This window comes from Thermomonospora umbrina (assembly GCF_003386555.1).
Taxonomy (GTDB): domain Bacteria; phylum Actinomycetota; class Actinomycetes; order Streptosporangiales; family Streptosporangiaceae; genus Thermomonospora; species Thermomonospora umbrina.
Window position 1 is genome coordinate 4,755,362 of record NZ_QTTT01000001.1, and the last position, 19,601, is coordinate 4,774,962.

Annotated in this window: 21 protein-coding genes; 14 read left to right on the top strand and 7 right to left on the bottom strand. The window is 71.3% G+C overall.

Annotated elements, in window-relative coordinates:
- Window positions 1-23: 23 nt before the first annotated feature.
- Together DFJ69_RS21215 and DFJ69_RS21220 are read left to right on the top strand one after the other, a co-directional pair.
- The gene (locus DFJ69_RS21215; protein WP_116024219.1) at window positions 24-581 is read left to right on the top strand and encodes an RNA polymerase sigma factor; all 558 of its coding nucleotides are present in this window, start codon (window positions 24-26) and stop codon (window positions 579-581) included.
- Window positions 574-1,701 (top strand): CU044_5270 family protein, encoded by a 1,128-nt coding sequence (locus DFJ69_RS21220; protein WP_116024220.1) that lies wholly within the window; start codon window positions 574-576, stop codon window positions 1,699-1,701. The genes DFJ69_RS21215 and DFJ69_RS21220 overlap by 8 nt, the downstream gene beginning before the upstream one ends.
- A gap of 49 nt (window positions 1,702-1,750) precedes the next feature.
- Here the strand turns inward: DFJ69_RS21220 and DFJ69_RS21225 are convergent, their stop codons facing one another.
- A complete protein-coding gene (locus DFJ69_RS21225; RefSeq protein ID WP_116024221.1) occupies window positions 1,751-2,506 on the bottom strand; it encodes a GntR family transcriptional regulator in 756 nt (251 codons plus the stop codon).
- Between the two features lie 98 nt (window positions 2,507-2,604).
- Window positions 2,605-3,756 (bottom strand): 8-amino-7-oxononanoate synthase, encoded by a 1,152-nt coding sequence (locus DFJ69_RS21230; RefSeq protein WP_116024222.1) that lies wholly within the window; start codon window positions 3,754-3,756, stop codon window positions 2,605-2,607.
- An 85-nt stretch (window positions 3,757-3,841) separates the two neighbouring features.
- On the opposite strand from DFJ69_RS21230, the gene DFJ69_RS21235 reads away from it, so the two are divergent.
- Window positions 3,842-5,347, top strand: a complete 1,506-nt coding sequence (locus DFJ69_RS21235; protein ID WP_116024223.1) for a sensor histidine kinase — start codon at window positions 3,842-3,844, stop codon at window positions 5,345-5,347.
- An 83-nt stretch (window positions 5,348-5,430) separates the two neighbouring features.
- Here the strand turns inward: DFJ69_RS21235 and DFJ69_RS21240 are convergent, their stop codons facing one another.
- Both DFJ69_RS21240 and DFJ69_RS21245 read right to left on the bottom strand, forming a co-directional pair.
- Window positions 5,431-5,682, bottom strand: coding sequence for a WhiB family transcriptional regulator (locus tag DFJ69_RS21240; protein ID WP_116024224.1), 252 nt, complete (start codon window positions 5,680-5,682; stop codon window positions 5,431-5,433).
- 303 nt (window positions 5,683-5,985) lie between these two features.
- Window positions 5,986-6,903 carry a diacylglycerol/lipid kinase family protein gene (locus DFJ69_RS21245; RefSeq protein ID WP_342769905.1) on the bottom strand — a complete coding sequence of 306 codons (918 nt, stop codon included), beginning with the start codon at window positions 6,901-6,903 and terminating at the stop codon, window positions 5,986-5,988.
- Window positions 6,904-7,011: 108 nt separating this feature from the next.
- On the opposite strand from DFJ69_RS21245, the gene DFJ69_RS21250 reads away from it, so the two are divergent.
- Window positions 7,012-7,503, top strand: a complete 492-nt coding sequence (locus DFJ69_RS21250; protein WP_211328681.1) for a hypothetical protein — start codon at window positions 7,012-7,014, stop codon at window positions 7,501-7,503.
- Window positions 7,504-7,527: 24 nt separating this feature from the next.
- Here DFJ69_RS21250 and DFJ69_RS21255 read toward each other — a convergent pair whose 3' ends face one another.
- Together DFJ69_RS21255 and DFJ69_RS21260 are read right to left on the bottom strand one after the other, a co-directional pair.
- Window positions 7,528-8,355: an RNA polymerase sigma factor SigF gene (locus tag DFJ69_RS21255; protein ID WP_211328682.1), complete on the bottom strand. Its 828-nt coding sequence runs from the start codon at window positions 8,353-8,355 to the stop codon at window positions 7,528-7,530.
- 127 nt (window positions 8,356-8,482) lie between these two features.
- Window positions 8,483-8,902, bottom strand: coding sequence for an ATP-binding protein (locus DFJ69_RS21260; RefSeq protein WP_116024225.1), 420 nt, complete (start codon window positions 8,900-8,902; stop codon window positions 8,483-8,485).
- Between the two features lie 181 nt (window positions 8,903-9,083).
- On the opposite strand from DFJ69_RS21260, the gene DFJ69_RS21265 reads away from it, so the two are divergent.
- Window positions 9,084-9,845 carry a phytanoyl-CoA dioxygenase family protein gene (locus DFJ69_RS21265; protein WP_116024226.1) on the top strand — a complete coding sequence of 254 codons (762 nt, stop codon included), beginning with the start codon at window positions 9,084-9,086 and terminating at the stop codon, window positions 9,843-9,845.
- Here the strand turns inward: DFJ69_RS21265 and DFJ69_RS21270 are convergent.
- The gene (locus DFJ69_RS21270) at window positions 9,842-10,780 is read right to left on the bottom strand and encodes a sugar kinase (protein ID WP_211328683.1); all 939 of its coding nucleotides are present in this window, start codon (window positions 10,778-10,780) and stop codon (window positions 9,842-9,844) included. The two genes, DFJ69_RS21265 and DFJ69_RS21270, sit on opposite strands and share 4 nt — an antisense overlap.
- A gap of 86 nt (window positions 10,781-10,866) precedes the next feature.
- Here DFJ69_RS21270 and DFJ69_RS21275 point away from each other — a divergent pair, with 86 nt between their 5' ends.
- From DFJ69_RS21275 to DFJ69_RS21315, 9 genes are all read left to right on the top strand, one after another.
- Complete coding sequence (locus tag DFJ69_RS21275; RefSeq protein WP_245974498.1) at window positions 10,867-12,081, top strand: glycoside hydrolase family 183 protein; 1,215 nt, start codon at window positions 10,867-10,869, stop codon at window positions 12,079-12,081.
- 13 nt (window positions 12,082-12,094) lie between these two features.
- The gene (locus DFJ69_RS21280) at window positions 12,095-13,144 is read left to right on the top strand and encodes a DUF4432 family protein (RefSeq protein WP_245974499.1); all 1,050 of its coding nucleotides are present in this window, start codon (window positions 12,095-12,097) and stop codon (window positions 13,142-13,144) included.
- Window positions 13,144-13,941 (top strand): SDR family NAD(P)-dependent oxidoreductase, encoded by a 798-nt coding sequence (locus DFJ69_RS21285; RefSeq protein WP_116024228.1) that lies wholly within the window; start codon window positions 13,144-13,146, stop codon window positions 13,939-13,941. Before DFJ69_RS21280 ends, DFJ69_RS21285 begins: the two co-directional genes overlap by 1 nt.
- A 1-nt stretch (window position 13,942) precedes the next feature.
- Window positions 13,943-14,761, top strand: coding sequence for an SMP-30/gluconolactonase/LRE family protein (locus DFJ69_RS21290; RefSeq protein WP_116024229.1), 819 nt, complete (start codon window positions 13,943-13,945; stop codon window positions 14,759-14,761).
- Window positions 14,762-14,769: 8 nt separating this feature from the next.
- Complete coding sequence (locus DFJ69_RS21295; RefSeq protein ID WP_116024230.1) at window positions 14,770-15,738, top strand: alpha/beta hydrolase; 969 nt, start codon at window positions 14,770-14,772, stop codon at window positions 15,736-15,738.
- A 28-nt stretch (window positions 15,739-15,766) separates the two neighbouring features.
- Window positions 15,767-16,459 (top strand): FadR/GntR family transcriptional regulator, encoded by a 693-nt coding sequence (locus DFJ69_RS21300; RefSeq protein WP_116024231.1) that lies wholly within the window; start codon window positions 15,767-15,769, stop codon window positions 16,457-16,459.
- 104 nt (window positions 16,460-16,563) lie between these two features.
- A complete protein-coding gene (locus tag DFJ69_RS21305; protein WP_116024232.1) occupies window positions 16,564-17,829 on the top strand; it encodes an ABC transporter substrate-binding protein in 1,266 nt (421 codons plus the stop codon).
- Window positions 17,830-17,836: 7 nt separating this feature from the next.
- A complete protein-coding gene (locus DFJ69_RS21310; RefSeq protein ID WP_116024233.1) occupies window positions 17,837-18,772 on the top strand; it encodes a carbohydrate ABC transporter permease in 936 nt (311 codons plus the stop codon).
- Window positions 18,772-19,587, top strand: a complete 816-nt coding sequence (locus tag DFJ69_RS21315; protein WP_211328684.1) for a carbohydrate ABC transporter permease — start codon at window positions 18,772-18,774, stop codon at window positions 19,585-19,587. Before DFJ69_RS21310 ends, DFJ69_RS21315 begins: the two co-directional genes overlap by 1 nt.
- Window positions 19,588-19,601: the final 14 nt, after the last annotated feature.

Sequence of the window (19,601 nt, forward strand, 5' to 3'; positions counted from 1 at the left end):
CGCGCCATGGAAGGGCACCACAGATGACAGGGGATCCCCCGCCCCACCCGGCCGAGCGTTTCGACGAGGTGTTCGACGCGTACTTCGCCGAGATCCACCGGTACGCGGCGAAGCGGCTCGGGCAGGACGTCGCCGCCGATGTCGCGGCGCAGACGTTCCTGGAGGCGTTCCGGAAACGTCGTCACTACGACCCGGAACGCGCGAGCGTGCGCACCTGGCTCTATGGGATCGCGACCAAGGTCGTCGGCCGGCATCAGCGGTCGGAGGTCCGGGCGCTGCGGGCGCTCGCCCGACTCGGGTCCGGCCGCGCCCCCGAGGACGGCACCGAACGGGTCGACGCGCGCGTCAGCGCCCAGGGCCTGCGAGGCGAACTCGCCGGGGCGATCGCGGCGCTGCCGCGCGGGCAGCGCGACGTGCTGTTGCTCGTGGCCCTGGCCGAACTCAGCCACGACGAGGTCGCGACGGCGTTGGGGATCTCCTATGGCACGGTCGGCTCCCGGCTGAACCGTGCCCGAACCACGTTGCGCAAGGCGCTGGGCGGGACCGATCCGAGGCTCACTCTGGAGGAACAGCATGGATGAGGTGCGGATGGTCCGGGACCGCTACCCCGAGCCCGCCCCCCCGACCGCCCAGGAGATCTCCCGGGCGAGGGCACTGTTGAACGATCCGCCGCGGCGTTCGCGGCCCCGGCTGAAGTGGGTCGCCGGCGGTCTGGTCGCGGTGGGCGCGGCGACGGCCGTGGCGGTCACGCTCACCGGGGGGAACGCCCCCGCGCCGCCCGCCTACGTCACCTTGGACGACAGGGCGGCGGTCCTCGCGGCGGCCGAGCGGGCCGAACGACAGCCGACCGGCAGGTACTGGTACTCCGACGTGGTCCAGGGCCAGTCGTACGTCATGCGTCCGAAGACGGGCACGTACGCGATCACCGCCGCGGTCACCGAGACGTTCGCCTGGTGGGGCGCGAAGACCGGCATGGGCGAGGCGTACCACGGCCGCGACCTTCCGGCCCGCCCGCTGACGGCGCGGGACGAGGCGCTGTGGCGCAAGGCCGGGTCGCCGTCGAGCTTCCGCGTCTGGTCGGGCGACCAGCACCAGACGTACACCACCAAGGGCACGAAGTGGCAGGGGAGCGGCCCGGAGCGGGGCGCGTACCCCAGGGGCGGCGGCGAGTTCTTGGGCGGCAGGTCCGTTGAGGATCTGCGCGACCTTCCGACCGACCCCGCCGCGCTCGCCGAGATGTTCCTGAGCCCCGAGGAGATGGGAAGGGCGGCGGGCGTTCCGCTGGGCCACCGGGCGGGGGCCGACCCGGCCAGACCGGAGTCGAAGATGATGCGGGTCGCGTCGATGCTCGGCGGCAGCCCGATCCCGCCGAAGGTCCGTGCGGGCCTGGTACGGGCGTTGGCCGCTCAGCCGGGCGTCCACGCCATCGGTCGCGTCACCGACCCGCTGGGGCGCAGAGGGGTCGCGCTGGCGGCGGACGATCGTGCCGTGGACGCCGACGACGGGACCTTCCGCTCCCGTTCGGTGATCGTCTTCGATGAGCGCACCGGCGCGCTGCTGTCCCGGCACGAGGAGTTGACCACGCCCGGCGGCCGGTACGCGGAGATGAGGCCCGGCTTCATCATCGACTACTGGACCGTCCGTGCGGCCGGGTGGACGGACACCAGGCCGTCGCCGCGGGAGGCGTCACCGTTCGACTGACCGCTCGATCGACCCGGGGCCGTGCCGCCGTGAGGCGACGCGGCCCCGATCACGTACGGCGGAGGCGGGTGATGAACTTGTAACGGTCCCCCCGGTAGAGGGACTGCGCCCACTCGACGGGCTCGCCGCGGTCGTCGAAGGCGTGGCGCGACAGCAGCAGCATGGGCAGGCCCACGTCCACGCCCAGGAGCTGGGCGTCGTGGGGGGTGGCCAGGACGGTCTCGATGACCTCCTCGGCCTCGGCCAGGTGGACGTCGTAGGCGGTGCCCAGCGTCTCGTACAGGGAGCGGTGGCGGGGGAGTTCGCGGCGCAGGCCCGGGAAGCGGCGGGCGGGCAGGTGGGAGGTGTCGAGGGACATCGGCTCGCCGTCGGCCAGGCGGAGCCGGTGGATGCGCAGGACGCGGCCGCCGGGGCGGATGGCCAGGAGGCGGGCGAGGCGTTCGTCGGCGCTGACGTAGCCGATGTCGAGGATCTTGGTCTCGGGCTGCAGGCCGTGGTGGCGCATGTCCTCGGTGTAGGAGACCAACTGGAGCTCCTGGGCGACCTTGGGCTTGGCGACGAAGGTCCCCTTGCCCTGGATCCGCTGGAGCCGGCCCTCCACGACCAGCTCGGCCAGCGCCTGGCGCACCGTGGTGCGGGAGGTCTCGTACCGCTCGGCCAGCGTCCGCTCCGGGGGCAGCGGGCTGCCCGGCGACAACTGCCGGGTCAACTCCACCAAGAGCTCTTTGAGCTTGTAGTACTTGGGGATGCGCGGGGAGCCGGAAGACGTCCCGAGGTCGCCCAGCGGCACCCGATCTATGCTCATGCCCTCGCTCCGCTCACAGGCGCGGCACCAGGGGCCGCTTCGCCGTCATGTGTCGTCTCAGGTTCACCGTCGGTTGGCCCCGATGTTACGCATGAAGATTACGGCGACGTTTCCGCCCTCACCTTCTGAAGGGCCTGTTCGAGGACTGTGAGTTCCGCCTCGGTGACGGACGCCCGGGCTGTGAGCCGCAGGCAGGCGCGTCCGGTGGGCACCGACGGCGGACGGAAGCACCCCACCCGCGCCCCCTGCTCGGCGCAGATCTCGGTGGCCCGTACGGCGGCGTGCGGATCGCCCAGCACCACGGGCACGACCGCCGCGGCCGGCACGGTGGTCTCGAAGCCGAGGCCCTCCGTGAGGGCGTGGAGGCGGTGGGCGCGTTCGCGGGCCCGTTCCGGAAGGTCGGGTTCGGCGGCCAGCACGTCGAGCGCGGCCAGCGCCGCGCCCACGCTCGCGGGGGCCAGACCGGTGTCGAAGATGAACGCCCGGCCGATGTCGACCAGGGTCTCGACGACCTCCGGGGCGCCCAGCACCGCGCCGCCCTGCGAGGCCAGCGATTTCGACAGCGTCAGCGTCAGCACCACGTCGGGCTCGCCGGCCAACCCGGCCTCGTGCGCCGCGCCCCGCCCGTTCGGGCCCACGACACCCAGGGCGTGCGCCTCGTCGATGATCAGGAGGGCCCCGTGCCGGCGGGTCACCCGGTGCAGTGCGCGCAGCGGGGCGAGGTCGCCGTCCACGGAGAACACCGCGTCGGTGACGACGAGCGCGTGCTCTTCGTCACGTTCCATCAGGGCGCGTTCGACGGCCGCCACGTCCCGATGCGGTGTGACGACCACCCGGGCGCGCGACAACCGACAGGCGTCCACGATCGAGGCGTGGTTCACCTGATCGGACACCACCAGCGCACCGGGACCGGACAGCCCGGCCACCGCCCCCAGGTTGGCCAGGAAGCCCGAGGAGAACACCAGCCCGGCAGGGCTCCCTGTGAACGCAGCCAACCGGCGGTCCAACTCGCCGTGCAGTTCGGTGGAGCCGGTGACCAGCCGGGACCCGGTCGACCCGGTGCCCCACGCGCGCGTCGCCCGGACCGCCCCCTCGATCAGCCGGGGATCGCGGGACAGCCCGAGGTAGTCGTTGGAGGCCAGGTCGATGAGGCCGTCGTGATCCCGGGTACGGGGACGCACGGAGCGCCGCAGCCCCGCCGCCTCCCGTCGTTCCGTGGCCTCGCGCAGCCGCGCCAGCGGATCGGTCACCTGTGCTCCTCTCGTGGGGCGGCCCCGAACTTAATACACCACCCGGGCCGACCTTCCCCTAGGGAAGGCCTGGGAGAATGGTCGGGTGCCTACGTTGACGGATCTAGTGCGAACTCGGACAGACCTGGACGCCGAGGATTTGGAGTGGCTCCACGCCCTCGTGTCGGACTGGCAGCTCCTGGCGGACCTGTCCTTCGCCGACCTGGTGCTGTGGGTCCCCGAGCACGGCGCCGTCCAGGGCGCCCAGGTGCCCGGATGGATGTGCCTGGCGCAGATGCGACCCACCACCGGGCCCACCGCGTACCCCGAGGACCTGGTCGGCACGGTGGTGCGGACCGGGCGGCGCGGGCTGATCGACGTGGCCTGGCGGGAGCGGCGCATCGTCCGGGAGGGCGACCCCGAGTGGGGCAGCGGGATCCCCGTCCGGGAGGAGTCGATCCCGGTCCGCCGGGGGGACAAGATCCTCGGCGTGATCCAGCGGAGCACCAACCTCAGCTCGGCGCGCACCCCCAGCCGGCTGGAGCTGACCTACCTGCAGAGCGCCAGCGACCTCGCCCAGATGATCTCCGAGGGAACGTTCCCGGACGTCGGCGAGGAGCCCAACCTCGTCCGCGCCCCCCGGGTGGGGGACGGCCTGCTGCGGCTCGACAAGGCGGGCCGGGTGACCTACGCCAGCCCGAACGCCCAGTCCGCCTACCGCAGGCTCGGACTGACCGCCGACCTGGCCGGGGAGCCGCTCGGCGAGGTGACGCAGCGGCTGGTCGACACCGGCGAGCCGATGGAGGAGTCGCTGATCCGGGTCCTCGGCGGCGGTCAGGCGCGTGAGGCCGAGGTCGAGGCGAACGGGTCGGTGGTGCAGTTGCGCACGATCCCGCTGGTGGTCACCGGCAACCGCATAGGCGCCATCGTGCTGATCCGCGACGTCACCGAGCTGCGCTGGCGGGACCGCGAGCTGATGACCAAGGACGCCACCATCCGGGAGATCCACCACCGGGTGAAGAACAACCTGCAGACCGTGGCCGCGCTGCTGCGTCTGCAGGCCCGTCGGCTGCAGGTCCCCGAGGGCCGGGCCGCCTTGGACGAGGCGGTCCGCCGGGTCGGCTCCATCGCCATCGTGCACGAGACCCTGTCGCTGACCCCGGACGAGCTGATCGACTTCGACGACATCGCCGACCGGGTCATCACGATGGCGGGGGAGGTGTCCGCGCCCGAGACCCTGGTGGTCCCCAAGCGCACCGGCGCGTTCGGGGTGCTGCCCTCACAGGTCGCCACGCCGCTGGCCATGGTGCTCACCGAGCTGCTGCAGAACGCGCTGGAGCACGGTCTGCCGGACCGCGACGGCGATCTGGAGGTGCGGGCCACCCGGCTGGAGACCGATCCGCCGCACCTGATGGTGGTCGTCTCCGACGACGGGGTGGGGCTGCCCCCCGACTTCGACGTGGAGGGCACCAACAGCCTGGGGCTGCAGATCGTCCGCACCCTGATCGTCGGCGAACTGGGCGGGAGTCTGGAGTTCCGAGGTCGTTCCGGGGGCGGCACCGAGGTCGTCGTCGACATCCCGTTCGACCACGGAACGCGCTCTCACCAGTAACGGCGTCCCGGCGCCATCAAGGTGGCCATCGGCATCCCTGTGGGCCGGGAACGCTGCGCGGTGAACGTGCGGAAGGGGTCCGTCTAGAGAACGCGGGCGCGGGCGCGGGCGTTGCGGCGCTTGAGGGCGCGACGCTCGTCCTCGCTCATTCCGCCCCAGACGCCGGAGTCCTGACCGGACTCCAGGGCCCAGCGCAGGCACGACTCGGTGACGTCGCAGCGTCGGCAGACCTGCTTGGCCTCCTCGATCTGCAGCAGCGCCGGTCCGGTGTTCCCGATGGGGAAGAACAGCTCGGGGTCCACGTCACGGCAGGCGGCGATGTGGCGCCAGTCCATGCGGTCCACTCCTTCGTCAGCGTGGAGGGGTGACTCCACTTGTGAACGGTTTCACATGTCGCGGACCACCCGAACCAGAACCGGGTCCGGGGGATTTGTCCTGCGGCGCGTCTGGATCACGGGGCCTGGTGAACTGGCCCGATGTCTGCTCGGCGCACTTTGAGCGTGTCAGGGGGCCGCCGGGGCACGCAAGACCTTTGAGAAACGTTTCTCAAAGTATGGGCTGTCGTATGTGTCACATCCGGGGGTCGTCGGTGTGACTTTCCTGTTAACGGCAGTTACCTCGGCCACATCGTCGGTCCCTCAGATGACGATGCGTATCGCCCTCGGCACGGAGCGGAAGACGACCTCGCGGCGTTCTCCCAGGTAGTCCCCGTCCAACTGAAAGGCGATGGGCCGTTCCGCGCGAACGGTGAGCTCGTCGACGTTGTGCATGTTCACAACATGACCGCCGCGGACCGGCGCCGAACCCGGCAGCAACATCCCGGCCACCGTGGACAGCACCGGCAGCACGTCCAGGGAACGGCTGCCGAACACATCCAGCCCGGTGGCGAAGTGCGCACGGGGACTGGGATTCACCGGATGCCGGCCGATATAAGTCCACGGCGCGGTATTGGAGATGAAGGAAAGGAACACGCCCTCCACCGGGTCATGGCCCGGCCGTTCGAGGGTGAGCGCGGGACGTCGTCGGTCGGTCCCGGCGAAGAAGCGCCGCAGCGCCGCCTGGACGTAGAGCGACGGACGGGACTTGGCCCCCGCGTCGCGTCGTTCCTCCACCGCGCGGATCACCTCGGCGTCCAGCCCGAGGCCCGCGCAGAACGTGAAGTAGCGGTCGTCGGCCCGCCCGAGGCCCACCGACCGGTGCCGTCCGGCCCGCAGCGCCTCCAGCACCCTGCGGGTCGCGCCGACGGGGTCGCCGGGCAGCCCCAGGGCGCGGGCGAACACGTTGGTGCTCCCGATCGGCAGCACCGCCAGCGCCGGCACGTCGGGGGAGGGGCCGCGGGCCAGCAGGCCGTTGACGGCCTCGTTCACCGTCCCGTCACCGCCCAGCGCGATCACCACGTCGTACTTGGCGTCGGCCGCCTCCCGCGCGAGGACGGCGGCGTGGCCGCGATGCGCGGTCTCGGCGAGCTCCAGATCCAGATCGCCGGAGAAGGCGCGGATCAGGAGTTCGCGGACCCGCCGGGAGGTGGAGGTCGCCTTGGGGTTGGCGATGAGCATGGCGCGCACGGCGCCAGGTTACCCACAGTAGGGCCGATGGCCGGACCGGATCGGGTGCCCGACCCGGTGCCGCACGTCACCGCGGGGTGGGGCGAGTAGGGTTCGACTGTGTCCGAACGTCGCCCCTTCACCGTGACCGCCGCCGCCGCGCTCGAGGCGGCGGAGGGCTTCGCCGCGCTGGGCTTCGGCGCGTTCGTGGCGTGGGAGACCGTGGTCGGCAAGCCGCTGGACCCGGTCACCGCCTGGGCCGTGACCGGCATGGCGCTGCTGGGCGGCTGCTGCATCCTGGCCGTCGCCCGGGGCCTGCTGACCGCCGAGCGCTGGAGCCGCGCCCCGGTGGTGCTGACCCAGTTGTTCGCGCTGCCGGTGTCCTGGTCGCTGCTGCAGAGCGAGCAGTACCTGTACGGGGCGCCCCTGATCACCGTGGCGGTGCTCACACTGGTGCTGGTGCTCAGCGGCCCGAGCACGCGCTTCCTGCTGGCCGCCGACGACGACTCCGACGGCGGCGGGGACGACGGTGCGGGCGACGGGCGCGCGGGCGAGGACACCGAGGACGCGGAGGCCGGGAACCAGGCCGGCGGGCCCGGATCCCGGTCCTGAGTCGATCACCCGCGGCCCCGCGGGTCACTCGTCCGCGGTCAGGCCCTCGCGGAGCTGGGTCAGCGTACGGGCCAGCAGGCGTGACACGTGCATCTGGGAGATCCCCAGCTCGGCGGCGATCTGCGACTGCGTCATGTTGCCGAAGAACCGCAGCAGCAGGATCCGCTTCTCGCGGGCGGGCAGCTTCTCCAGCAGCGGCTTGAGGGACTCGCGGTACTCCACGCCCTCCAGCGAGTCGTCGATCATGCCGAGCGAGTCGGCCACCGCGGGCGCGTCCTCGTCGCCGGAGTCCGGCGCGTCCAGCGAGACCGTCGAGTAGGCGTTGGCGGACTCCAGGCCCTCCAGCACCTCCTCCTCGCTCATCTGCAGATGCGCGGCCAGCTCGCTGACGGTGGGCGCGCGGCCCTCGCGCTGGGCGAGGTCGCTGATCGCCTTGGTCAGCGACAGCTTGAGCTCCTGGAGCCGGCGGGGCACCCGCACCGCCCAGCCCTTGTCGCGGAAGTGCCGCTTGATCTCGCCGACGATGGTGGGTGTGGCATAGGTGGAGAACTCCACCCCGCGCTCCAGGTCGAACCGGTCGATCGACTTGATCAGCCCGATCGTGGCCACCTGGATCAGGTCGTCCAGCCACTCGCCGCGGTTGCGGAACCGGCGGGCCAGGTACTCCACCAGCGGCAGGTGCAGCTCCACGAGCTGGTCGCGGACCCGCTGCCGCTCGGGGTCGCCCTCGGGCAGTTGGTGCAGCTTCTCGAACAGCGCCCGGGCGCGGGCCCGGTCGGGCACTCCGCTGTCGGACCGCTCCTCGGCGGGGCCCGGCGCGTCGCTCTCCGGCAACGTGGTCTTCTCCGTCATACCGCCACCTCGCCTGACGTGTCGGTCCGGGGGGCGAGCCCCGGAGCCTCGCACCGCGGGACGGGCGATCCCCGCTCCGCCGGCGTCCGCCCGCCCGTCCGGCGGACCTCCGGACGTGCCTCCGTCGTCACTGTGCCCCCGCAGCCCCGCGACGCTTCTGCAGCATCACGGTCACCCGGTCGTCGGCGCCCACTCTCGAGTCCACGTCGCCGGCCAGCGAGGACAGCACCGTCCAGGCGAACGTGTCGCGGCTGGGCTCGACGCCGTCGACGGTCAGCACCGAGACCGCGATCCGCATCGCCTCTCCGGTCAGCTCGAACTGACATTCGAGATCCGTGCCGGGGACGGCCTGGGCCAGCAGCATCGCGCAGGCCTCGTCGACCGCGATCCGCAGGTCCTCGATCTCGTCCAGCGTGAAGTCGAGCCGGGCCGCCAGCCCCGCCGTCGCGGTGCGCAGCACGGACAGGTACGCGCTGTCGGCGGGCAGCTTGACGGTCACCACGTCGCGGATGGCCGGTCTGGTGCCGGCCTGCGTCTCAGCGGGCATGGCAGTGGTTTCCTCGGTCACATTTCTCCCTCGGATGGGGCGCGCCTCCTTCGAAACTACCGCCTGTCGTGCGTGGCGTGACGCTTCGCCGCGCGTGGGTTTATCGCATACCGCCGAGCGCCCCCGAAACCCCCCGCGAAACTATTGACTAGATCACTTGGTGACTCGATAGGTTGCGCCCATGGAGATGCACGAGTACGACACCGACGGGTACGCGATCTTCCGGAACGTGCTGGACACCGAACTGATCGGGGAGGCCGACGAGCACGTCCGCTGGCTGCAGGAGCGGCACCCCGGGCGCAGCGGGGAGGATCTGTCCACCGAGCTGGTCGCCCGGGACCCGTTCTGGGTGCGGCTGGTCTCCGACGACCGGCTGCTGGACATCGCCGAGCGCTTCATCGGCCCCGACATCGCCCTGTTCGCCTCGCACTACATCGCCAAGCCCCCGTACACGGGCAAGGCGGTGCTCTGGCACCAGGACGGCGCGTTCTGGCCCCTGGACCCGATGCGGGTGGTCACCCTGTGGCTGGCGGTGGACCGCTCCACCCCGGAGAACGGCTGCCTGCGCGTCATTCCGGGCAGCCACCGGCAGGACCTGCACGGCGTACGGGAACGGACCGGCGAGGACGCGGTGTTCGGCGTCGAGAGCGACGTCGCCGTGGACGAGTCGCGGGCGGTGGACGTGATCCTGGAGCCCGGCGACGCGGAGGTCCACCACCCGAACATCATGCACGGCAGCAACGCCAACGCCTCCCCGCACCGGCGCTGCGGCCTGACCATCCGCTACATCCCGACGTCCACGCGGATCACCGCCGAGCCGCTGCCGTTCCCGAGCGCGCTCCTGCTGCGGGGCCGGGCCGGGGTGAACGAGTACCAGCCGCGACCCCGCTACGTCCCCGGCGAGCACCTCCCCTTCCGAGGGGCCGAGGAGTGGGCGTCCTAACGAGGTGGGAGCAGGGCTCCGGGGTGGCCGATGACCTCGGCCGCCAGCGCGCACCCGGCCTCGGCTGCGGCCGTGGGGGCGGCGCCCGCCAGCCGGGCGGCCAGGTAGGCGCCGTTGAACGCGTCGCCCGCCGAGGTGGTGTCCACGACGCGGACGTCCGGCACGGCGGGGACCTCGGTCTCGGTCTCCGCGTCGGCGACCACGCAGCCGTCGGCGCCGATCTTGACGACGATCTCGCGGACCCCGGAGCCCCGCAGCCGTTCGAGGGTGTCGCGCACACCGCCGTCTCCGTGGACGATCCGGTCGTCGTCCAGCGTGGGCAGGGCGATGTCGGTGTGCCGGAGCACGGCGTCGGCGGCCCGCGCGGCGTGGGCGGGGGAGTCCCAGCCGCTCGCCCGGTAGTTGGTGTCGTAGACGACCAGGCCCCCGCGCCGGCGGGTCTCGGCCAGCGTGGCGAGCAGCCGCTCACGGGCCGTCTCGGACAGGATCGACAGGGTGATCCCGGAGAGGTAGACCACGTCGTGCCCGGCGATCGCGTCGTCCAGTTCGGTGGGCTGCGCGGGCCCGAACAGCCCTCGGGCGGCCGACTCCCGCCGGTAGTGGTGGAAGGTCCGTTCGCCCCGGTCGTCGGTGCGGATCAGGTACAGCCCGGCCCTGCCGCCGGGCAGGACCCTGGCCAGGGCGTCGTCGACCCCGTGGGACCGCCAGTGGTCCCGCATGGCGACGCTGTACGGGTCGTCGCCCGTGACGGTCACGAAGCGGACGTCGACGGCGCCCGGGGCGGCGCTGCGGGCCAGGTAGGCGGCCGTGTTGAAGACGTCCCCGGCGTAGCCGAGGGCGAGCCGGTCGGCGGCCAGATGACGCAGCTCGATCATGCACTCGCCGATGAGCGCCACCCGGGCGGGTCCGGGTAGGGGCCGGTTCAGAAGATCCACGGAACAGGACAATACATCTAGACAGCAAGTGATTAGATGACCAGACTCCTTGTTCCACCCCATGATCGAGGAGAACGAGGAGCATCGTGCGAAGCAGAGCCCTCTGGCGCGGTCTGGCGGCCGGCGCCCTGACGTTCGGTCTGTCCTTCACCGCCATCGCCCCCGCCGACGCCGCCCCGCCCAAGCCCGGCACCGCCACCGTCACCACGTCCCGGGGCCTCGACGCGCCCGCCCCCGCGTCCTGTCAGGGCGTACCCACCCCCGCGTTCCAGGGCACCGAACGGAACGTCGAGGTCAACGACCTGTTCGACCGCTACGGCAACGACAATTCCAGGGTCGACGACTGGACCGGTGCCGACGGCACCTACTCCACCGAACTCCCCGACGGACGGCTGGCGTTCGTCTTCTCGGACACGTTCCTCGGCAAGGTCAACGCCGACGGCTCGCGTTCGCCGGTCATCGAGGAGGGCGGCACCACCCCGTTCCTCAACAACACCTTCGTGGTCAAGGACGGCGACCGGCTGAAGACGATCACCGGGGGCACCAAGGCGGCCCCCAAGGCCGTCATGCCGCCGCGCGACTCCAAGCACTGGTACTGGGCCGGCGACGCCATCACCGCCGCCGGGCTCGTCCAGACCACCTACCAGGAGTACGAGCGGTTCGGGACCGGGGCCTGGGACTGGCGCTGGCACCGCAACGTCGTCGCCACCTTCGCCCCCGGCAGGCTCGACCGGCCCCTCAGCGTGAAGCCCCTGCCCTCCGGCAACGGCATCGCCTGGGCGTCCTGGCTGGAGAAGGTCGGCGGGCACATCTACGTCTACGGGGTCGAGGACCACGGGGCCACCAAGTACATGCACCTCGCGCGCGTCAAGGGCAACCGCCTGACCGGGGCCTGGGAGTTCTATAAGGGCGACGGCACCTGGTCGGCGAAGGAGTCAGACTCGGCGCGCATGATGGACGGCGTGGCCAACGAGTACAGCGTGAGCAGGCTCGGCGGCGGCTACGTCCTCATCACCCAGGACACCACCGAGCAGCTCAGCTCCCGCGTGGTGGCGTACTTCTCGTGCTCGCCCGAGGGGCCGTTCACGGGCAAGACCCTCCTCTACAACACCCCGGAGACGGGCGCGCTCGGCAGCTACGGCAACCCCAACGTCTTCACCTACAACGCCCACGCCCACCCCGAGCTGAGCACGGGGAACAGGATCGTCGTGTCGTACAACGTGAACACCTTCGTCAACACCGACCACTACCGCGACGTGTCGATCTACCGTCCCCGCTTCATCGACGTGAAGTTCGGCTGACGGGAGGCCCCACGTGACCCACCGACGCCACCGCCCGTCCCGCAACTGGGGCGCGCGCCTGCACGAGACCACCTGGTCCGGGATGCGCGCGGTCGTGCTGGAGAACGAGCTGCTGCGCGTCACCGTCCTCGTGGACAAGGGCGGCGACGTGGTGGAGTTCTGCCACAAACGGCATGACACGGACTTCGTCTGGCTCGCGCCGGAGGGGGTCCGTGCCCCCCGGGACGTGGCCGGTGGCGCGGCGGACGACGTGGCGGCCTTCCACGACCACTACGAGGGCGGCTGGCAGGAGGCGCTCCCCAACGGGGGCGCCCCCTCCACCTACCGGGGCGCGGCCCTCGCGCAGCACGGTGAGGTCGCCGGGCTGCCCTGGGACTGCGACATCGCGACCGACGACCCCGGCGAGGTCGCCGTGCGCCTGGAGGTGCGGGCCCGGCGGATGCCGTTGCGGGTCGTCAAGACGTTCCGGCTGGTCTCCGGCTCGGCGGAGCTGCTCATCGACGAGGAGCTGACCAACGAGTCCGGGGTCCCGCTGGACGTCATGTGGGGCCATCACATCGTGTTCGGCGCGCCCTTCCTGCGCCCCGGGCACCGCGTCGTCCTTCCCGAGGGTGTCGAGGTGATCCCGCATGGGACGGCCATCCACCCGGACGGCCGCAGGGTCCGCGCGGGCGGGCCCTACGCCTGGCCGGTCGTCCCGGCGGCCGGCGGCGGGAGCGTGGATCTCAGCGTGGTGCCCGGCCACGGCGAGCCCAGCGAGATCGTCTATCTCACCGGCTTCGCCACCGGGGCCTACGACGTCGTGGACCCCGCGACCGGGCGCGGCCTGGGAGTGCGGTGGGACGCGTCCGTGCTGCCCTACCTGTGGATGTGGCAGGAGCTGGGGGCGTCCCGTGACTATCCCTGGTGGGGGCGGGCCTTCGTGCTCGGCCTGGAGCCGTTCGCCGGGTATCCGACCGGGGGCCTGGCCGAGGCGGCGGCCAACGGCTCGGCGCTCGCGCTCGGGCCCGGAGAGACCCGCGCCCTGTGGCTGCGGGCGCAAGTGATCGATGAGGAGCCTTGATGGGGGAGTTCGACGGCAAGGTCGCCGTGGTCACCGGAGGGTCGCTCGGCATCGGCCGCGCGGTCGTGGAGCGGTTGGGCCGTGACGGGGCCTCGGTGGTGTTCTGCGGTGTGGACGACCGGTCGGTCCGCGAGGGCGAGGCCGCCCTGCGGGACGAGGGCCTGAGCGTCACCGGGGCGGTCGCCGACGTCACCGACGCGGCGGCCATGCGGGACCTGGTGGAGCTGGCGGTGTCGCGGTACGGCGGCCTGGACACGCTGGTCACCTCCGCAGGCATCCAGCGCTACGGCACCGTGGAGGACACCTCCGAGGAGCTGTGGGACGAGGTCCTGTCGGTCAACCTCAAGGGCGTGTTCCTGGCCTCCAAGGCGGCCGTACCGGCCCTGCGGGCACGCGGGGGCGGCACGATCGTGACCATCTCGTCCGTGCAGGCGTTCACCGCGCAGGACGGGGTCGCCGCCTACACCGCCAGCAAGGCCGCCATCAACGGGCTGACCCGGGCGATGGCGATGGACCACGCGCGCGACGGCATCCGCGTCAACGTGGTGTGCCCGGGCTCCGTGGAGACCCCCATGCTGCGTTGGGCGGCCGACCTGTTCCGGGGCGGCGCCTCGCAGCAGGAGCAGATCGCCCAATGGGGGAGGGCCCATCCCCTCGGGAGGGTGGCCCGGGCCGAGGAGGTCGCCGAGGTGGTGGCGTTCCTGGCCGGGCCGCGCTCCTCGTTCGTCACCGGGGCCGAGCACCGCGTGGACGGCGGTCTGCTCGCCCGCAACCCCGCAGCCCTACCGGAGGTCTGACATGCGCACGGCGAGCGTCTTCTTCGACGGCCTGTTCACCACGCCGCGCCTGGACCATCCTGAGGGCGTGGCGGTCCATCCGGACGGCAGCGTGTGGTGCGGTGGCGAGGCGGGCCAGATCTACCGCATCGATCCCGAGGGCACGGGCATCGAGCAGGTGGCGTCCACCGGGGGCTTCGTGCTCGGCATCGCCTTCGACGCGACCGCCTCCGCGCTGTTCATCTGCGACATCGGGCATCCCGGGGTGTTCCGGCTCGACCTGGCCTCCGGGAAGGTCGAGCCGTTCGCCGAGGGCGCGGACGGGCACCGGTTCGTCAACCCGAACTATCCGGTCCTCGACGCGTCGGGGCGGCTGTACGTCTCCGACAGCCGGCACCTCGACCGGCCGGGCCCGGCCGTGTTCCGCTTCGAGCCCGACGGGACGGGCCAGGTCTGGGACGCCCGGCCGATGGCGTTCGCCAACGGGCTGGCGATGGCCCCGGACGCCGCGCACCTGTACGTGGTGGAGTCGTTCCTGCCCGGTGTGAGCCGTGTGGAGATCCTGCCGGACGGCCGCGCGGGGGAGCGGAACGTCGTCGTCGAGCTGCCCGGGACGGTGCCCGACGGCATCGCCTTCGGGCCCGACGGCCTGCTGTACGTGGCCTGCTACGAGCCCAGTCAGGTCCTGCGGCTGCGGCCCGACGACCCGACGTCGGTCGAGATCGCCGTCCACGACCCGACCGCCCATACCCTGTGCCACCCGACCAACATCGCCTTCCGGGGCGGCACGGCGTTCACGGCCAACCTCGGCCGCTGGCACATCAGCACCTTCGACGTGTGAGGAGCGCGATGGATCCGGAGCTCGCCGGCGCACTGTCGGGTATGCCGTACGTCGGGTTGTCCGACCCCCTGAAGGCGCGCGCGGCCATGCGGGAGCTGGTCACGTTCCTCGGGGCTCCCGCCACCGACGAGCGGGTGGAGGTCGCCGACCTCACCATCCCCGGCCTGGAGGGCGGGCCTGCGGTACGGGTCCGGACCTACGTGCCGCGCGACGCGACGGGGCCCGTGCCGATCCTGCTGTACTTCCACGGCGGCGGCTTCGTCACCGGGGACCTGGAGAACGAGCACCGGCGGTGCCTGGACTTCGTGGTCGAGTCCGACGTCGCGGTGGTCTCCGTCGACTACCGGCTGGCCCCTGAGCACCCGTTCCCGGCCGCGTTCGACGACTGCTACGCGGCGACGGTCTGGGCGTACGGGAACGCCGTGGAGTTGGGCGGCGACCCGATGCGGATCGCGGTCGGTGGCGGCAGTGCGGGCGGGGGCCTGGCCGCCGCCGTGGCGTTGAAGGCGCGCGACGAGGGCGGCCCGCCGCTCGCCTTCCAACTGCTGCTCTACCCGGTGCTGGACGACCGGATGGACACCCCCTCGATGCACGCCTTCACCGAGCCGCCGCTCTTCAACCGGACCGACGTGGGGCACATGTGGCGTCACTATCTCGGGCCGGCCTCTACGGAGACCCCGGTGTACGCCGCGCCGGCGCGCGCCACGGACCTTTCGGGCCTGCCGCCCGCGTACGTCCTGGCCGTCGAGGCGGATCCGCTGCGCGACGAGGATGTGGCCTATGCGCAGCGCCTCATACAGTCGGGTGTCCGGACCGAGCTGCACCACCTTCCGGGCGTGTACCACGGGTTCGACGGCGTGGTCGGTGCGGCGGTCGCCCGGCGCGCCCTGCGGGCCCAGCGCGAGGCCCTGCGCCGTGCGCTGTGGATTCGACCGGGCGTGACCCTGGACACAGACCCGGGGCAAGTGATTAGATGACTTATCTTCTTCCGTGAACGAGGTGGCGATGTCCCAGGATGTGTCCCGGCCCAGCCTCTCCGATGCGCTGACCGAACGTCTGCTGGATCTGATCCGGTCCGGCGGTCTGCGTCCCGGTGACCGGCTGCCCTCGGCCCGGGAGCTCTCGCAGCGCTTCGCGGTGACCACCCCGACGCTGCGCGAGGCGCTGCGTCGACTGGAGGCCACCGGCGCGGTGCGGATGCGGCACGGGTCCGGCATCTACGTCGGCTCCGACCTGGAACGCGTCGTCATCCCCAACCCGAACGTCGGCCGGCTGAAGGGCGACCAGCTCCGCCAGTTGTTGGACGCCCGGATGCTCATCGAGCCCCCGCTCGCCGCCCTGGCCGCCCGCCGCGCCGACCCCGTCGACCTGGCCCGGCTGCGCGCCGTGCTGGAGGCGGCGGGCACCTACCTGGACGGCCGCGACGCCGAGCTGCACGAGGCCAACATGGCCTTCCACCGGGCCGCGGCCCGGGCGGCCGGCAACGCCGTCCTCGACGAGGTCGTCGACTCGCTGCTGTCGGTGCACTCCTCCGAACAGCGGGAGATACTGCGGATCTTCGACGACCGGGTCCGCGACTACGACGAGCATCAGGCCATCCTCGGCGCCATCGAGAAGGGCGACGAGGCCGCGGCCGAGGAGATGATGCGCACCCACCTCGCCGACGTGAAGTGCGTCGTCGAGGAACGCCTCGGCTGACCCTTTCTCAGTTCCACACGGACCGCCCGGACGGGCGAACTCGACCCGTCGGGGCGGCCTTCGAGCACCCACCCCCCATGCTCATCTGGTAGGAGGCCCATAAGATGCCGTCGATTCGAATGCGGGCGACCGCGCTCACGGCCGGTGCGGCGATGCTGGCACTGGCGGGCTGCTCCGGGGGCGACTCCGGGGAGAGCAAGACCGAGCTGAGGCTCTACAACGACAAGGGCGCCTGGTCGAAGTTCTTCGACCAGATGGGGGCGCAGTCCAAGCAGGAGATCGGGCTGAACATGAAGCCCGTGGGCTACACCGACGAGCCCTCCTACACCGCGTTCATCAAGGCGTCGTTCCGGACCAAGGTCAAGCCGGACCTGTTCACCTGGTCCACCGGCGGTCGGCTCGAGGAGATCGTCCGGCAGAACCAGGTGGCCGAGACCACCGACATCTGGCAGCAGGCCATCAAGAGCGGCGACCTCACGCAGGGCCTGGCCAAGTACTACACGGTCAACGGCAAGCAGTACTGCGTGCCGCTGAACACCGCCTACTGGGGCATGTTCTACAACAAGAAGATCTTCGCGCAGCACAAGCTCGAGCCGCCGAAGACCTGGAACGATCTAATGACGATCGCCGAGACGCTCAAGTCCAAGGGTCAGGTGCCGTTCAACCACACCACACCGACCTCGCTGTTCTCGTTCGTGTGGTTCGAGCAGTTGCTCGCCGGCACCGACCCCGACCTGTACGAGCGGCTCGGCACCGGCAAGGCGTCCTTCACCGACCCCGGCGTGGTCAAGGTGATGGAGCAATGGAAGGGCATGATCGACAAGGGCTGGTTCTCCAACCCGGGCGACAAGAACGACCCCGCCGACCACTTCAAGTCCGGCAAGGCCGCGATGGTCTCGTCCGGCACCTGGTTCAACACCAGCATGACCCAGCGGGGCCTCAAGCAGGGCGACGACTACGGGTTCTTCTTCATCCCCAACGTCAACGCGGCGCTGCCGCAGCGGTCGCTGATCTTCGAGAGCGGCCCGCTGTGCTCGCTCCGCAAGGCCCCCGACGTCGCCGCCAGCACCAAGTACCTCAAGTGGTGGATCACCCCGTCGGCCCAGGAGAAGTGGGCCAACTCGCGCGGCGACGTGTCCGGCAACCCGAAGGTGAAGGTCGCCGACCCCGAGCTGAGCCGGATCACCAAGGACGCCGCCGACCCACAGAACCGGCTGGTGCTGCGGTTCTTCGAGGCGGTGCCCGCACCCGTGCTGACGGCCGCGCTGGACGGCCTCGGCGGCTTCCTCGTCAAGCCCGACACCTACATGAAGGTGCTGGAGACCATCCAGAAGGCCAACGAGGAGTACTGGAAGAACGCGGGGAGCTGACCCCCTGATGACCCTCCAGAAGACGCCGGCCGAGCCCGTGGCCGCCCCCGGGGTGCGTCCCCGGGGGCGGGGGAAGGGCTTCGCGCTGTTCGGCCGGTTCCGCCCGGCCTTCGTCTCCCCGGCCGTCCTGCTCGTGGCGGTGCTGCTGTACCTGCCGTTCGTGTGGACGGCCTGGCTCAGCCTGACCCGCTACGACGGGCTCGGCTCGCCGGAGTTCATCGGGATCGACAACTACACCCGGCTGTTCGACGACCCGGCGCTGCTGACCTCGATCCGCAACACGCTGCTGTGGGTCGTCGGCACGACGGTGCTGCCGGTGGGCCTGGGTCTGCTGGTCGCCGTCCTGTCGTACGACGTGAAGGGCGGCACCTGGTATCGGCTGCCGTTCCTGCTGCCGTACGCGATGTCGGGCGCGGGGCTGGGGCTGGTGTGGGGGTTCATCCTCCAGCCGGAGGGCGTGGCCAACCGGTTCCTCGGGTTCCTGGGGATGCCGGGGGCCGATACGGCCTTCTTGAGCGACGGGCCGGAGAACACCATCGCGATGATCGTGGTGTGGACCTGGCAGCAGCTCGGGGTCAACATGCTGCTGTTCGTGGTCGGTCTCCAGTCGATCCCCCGGGCCCCGATCGAGGCGGCCCGGATCGACGGGGCCTCCGGCTGGGCGCTGTTCCGGCACGTGACCTGGCCGTTGATGCGTCCCCTCACCACGGTGGTGGTCGGCCTCGCGCTGGTGGCCAGCCTCAAGACGTTCGACATCGTGTGGGTGATGACGCAGGGCGGCCCCGGCCGGACCTCGGAGACCCTCGCGGTGACCATGTACCGGGACGTGTTCGTGGCCGACGAGTACGGCTACGGCTCCGCCGTCGCCGTCATGCTGACCACCGTCACGGGCCTGGCCTCCTACGTGTACATGCGCCGCCAGATCGGCAAGGAGGACCGCTGATGCGTCTGCTGCGACACGGGACCCTCGTCCTGCTGGGCCTGATCTGGCTGGCCCCCACCTACCTGATCCTCTCCAACGCGGTGCGCCCGGCGACCTCGTACGACCCGTCCGACGCGATGAAGCCGCCGAGCGACTTCGCGCTGTTCGCCAACATCTCCGAGGTCTGGGACCGCACCGAGCTGGGGCCCAGCATGATCAGCTCGCTGCTGTACAGCGTGGTATCGCCGGCGGCGGCGGTGCTGCTGGGGGCGTTGGCGGGCTACGCGGTCGTGGTGCTGAGGCTGCGGCGCGGGTTCCTCTGGTTCATGGTCATCTACGGCGGGTCGATCTTCCCGTTCCAGATGCTGCTGGTGCCGCTGTTCGTGGGTTACAGCAAGACCCCGCTGTACGACAGTCGCTCGGGCATGATCCTCATCTACACCGCGATCAGCGTTCCGCTGGCCGCGCTGGTGATGCGGAACTTCTTCGGCGGCATCGCGATCTCCATCTTCGAGGCGGCCCGGATGGACGGCGCCTCCACCTTCCGCATCTTCTGGCGGATCTACCTGCCGCTGTCGTGGACGGCGATGGCGGCGGTGTTCATCCTCGAGTTCACCTTCATCTGGAACGACCTGCTGTTCGGGCTGACCCTGACCCAGTCCGAGAGCACCCGCCCCGTGATGACCGAGCTGTCCGCACTGACCACCGACGTCTACGCGGGCACCCCGGTGCCGGTCGCGCTGGCCGCCGGCCTGGTGGTGTCGATCCCGACCATCGCGGTGTTCCTCCTCACCCAGCGGCTCTTCACCCGGGGCCTCACGCTGGCGCAGGTCTGAGACGACGACAAGGA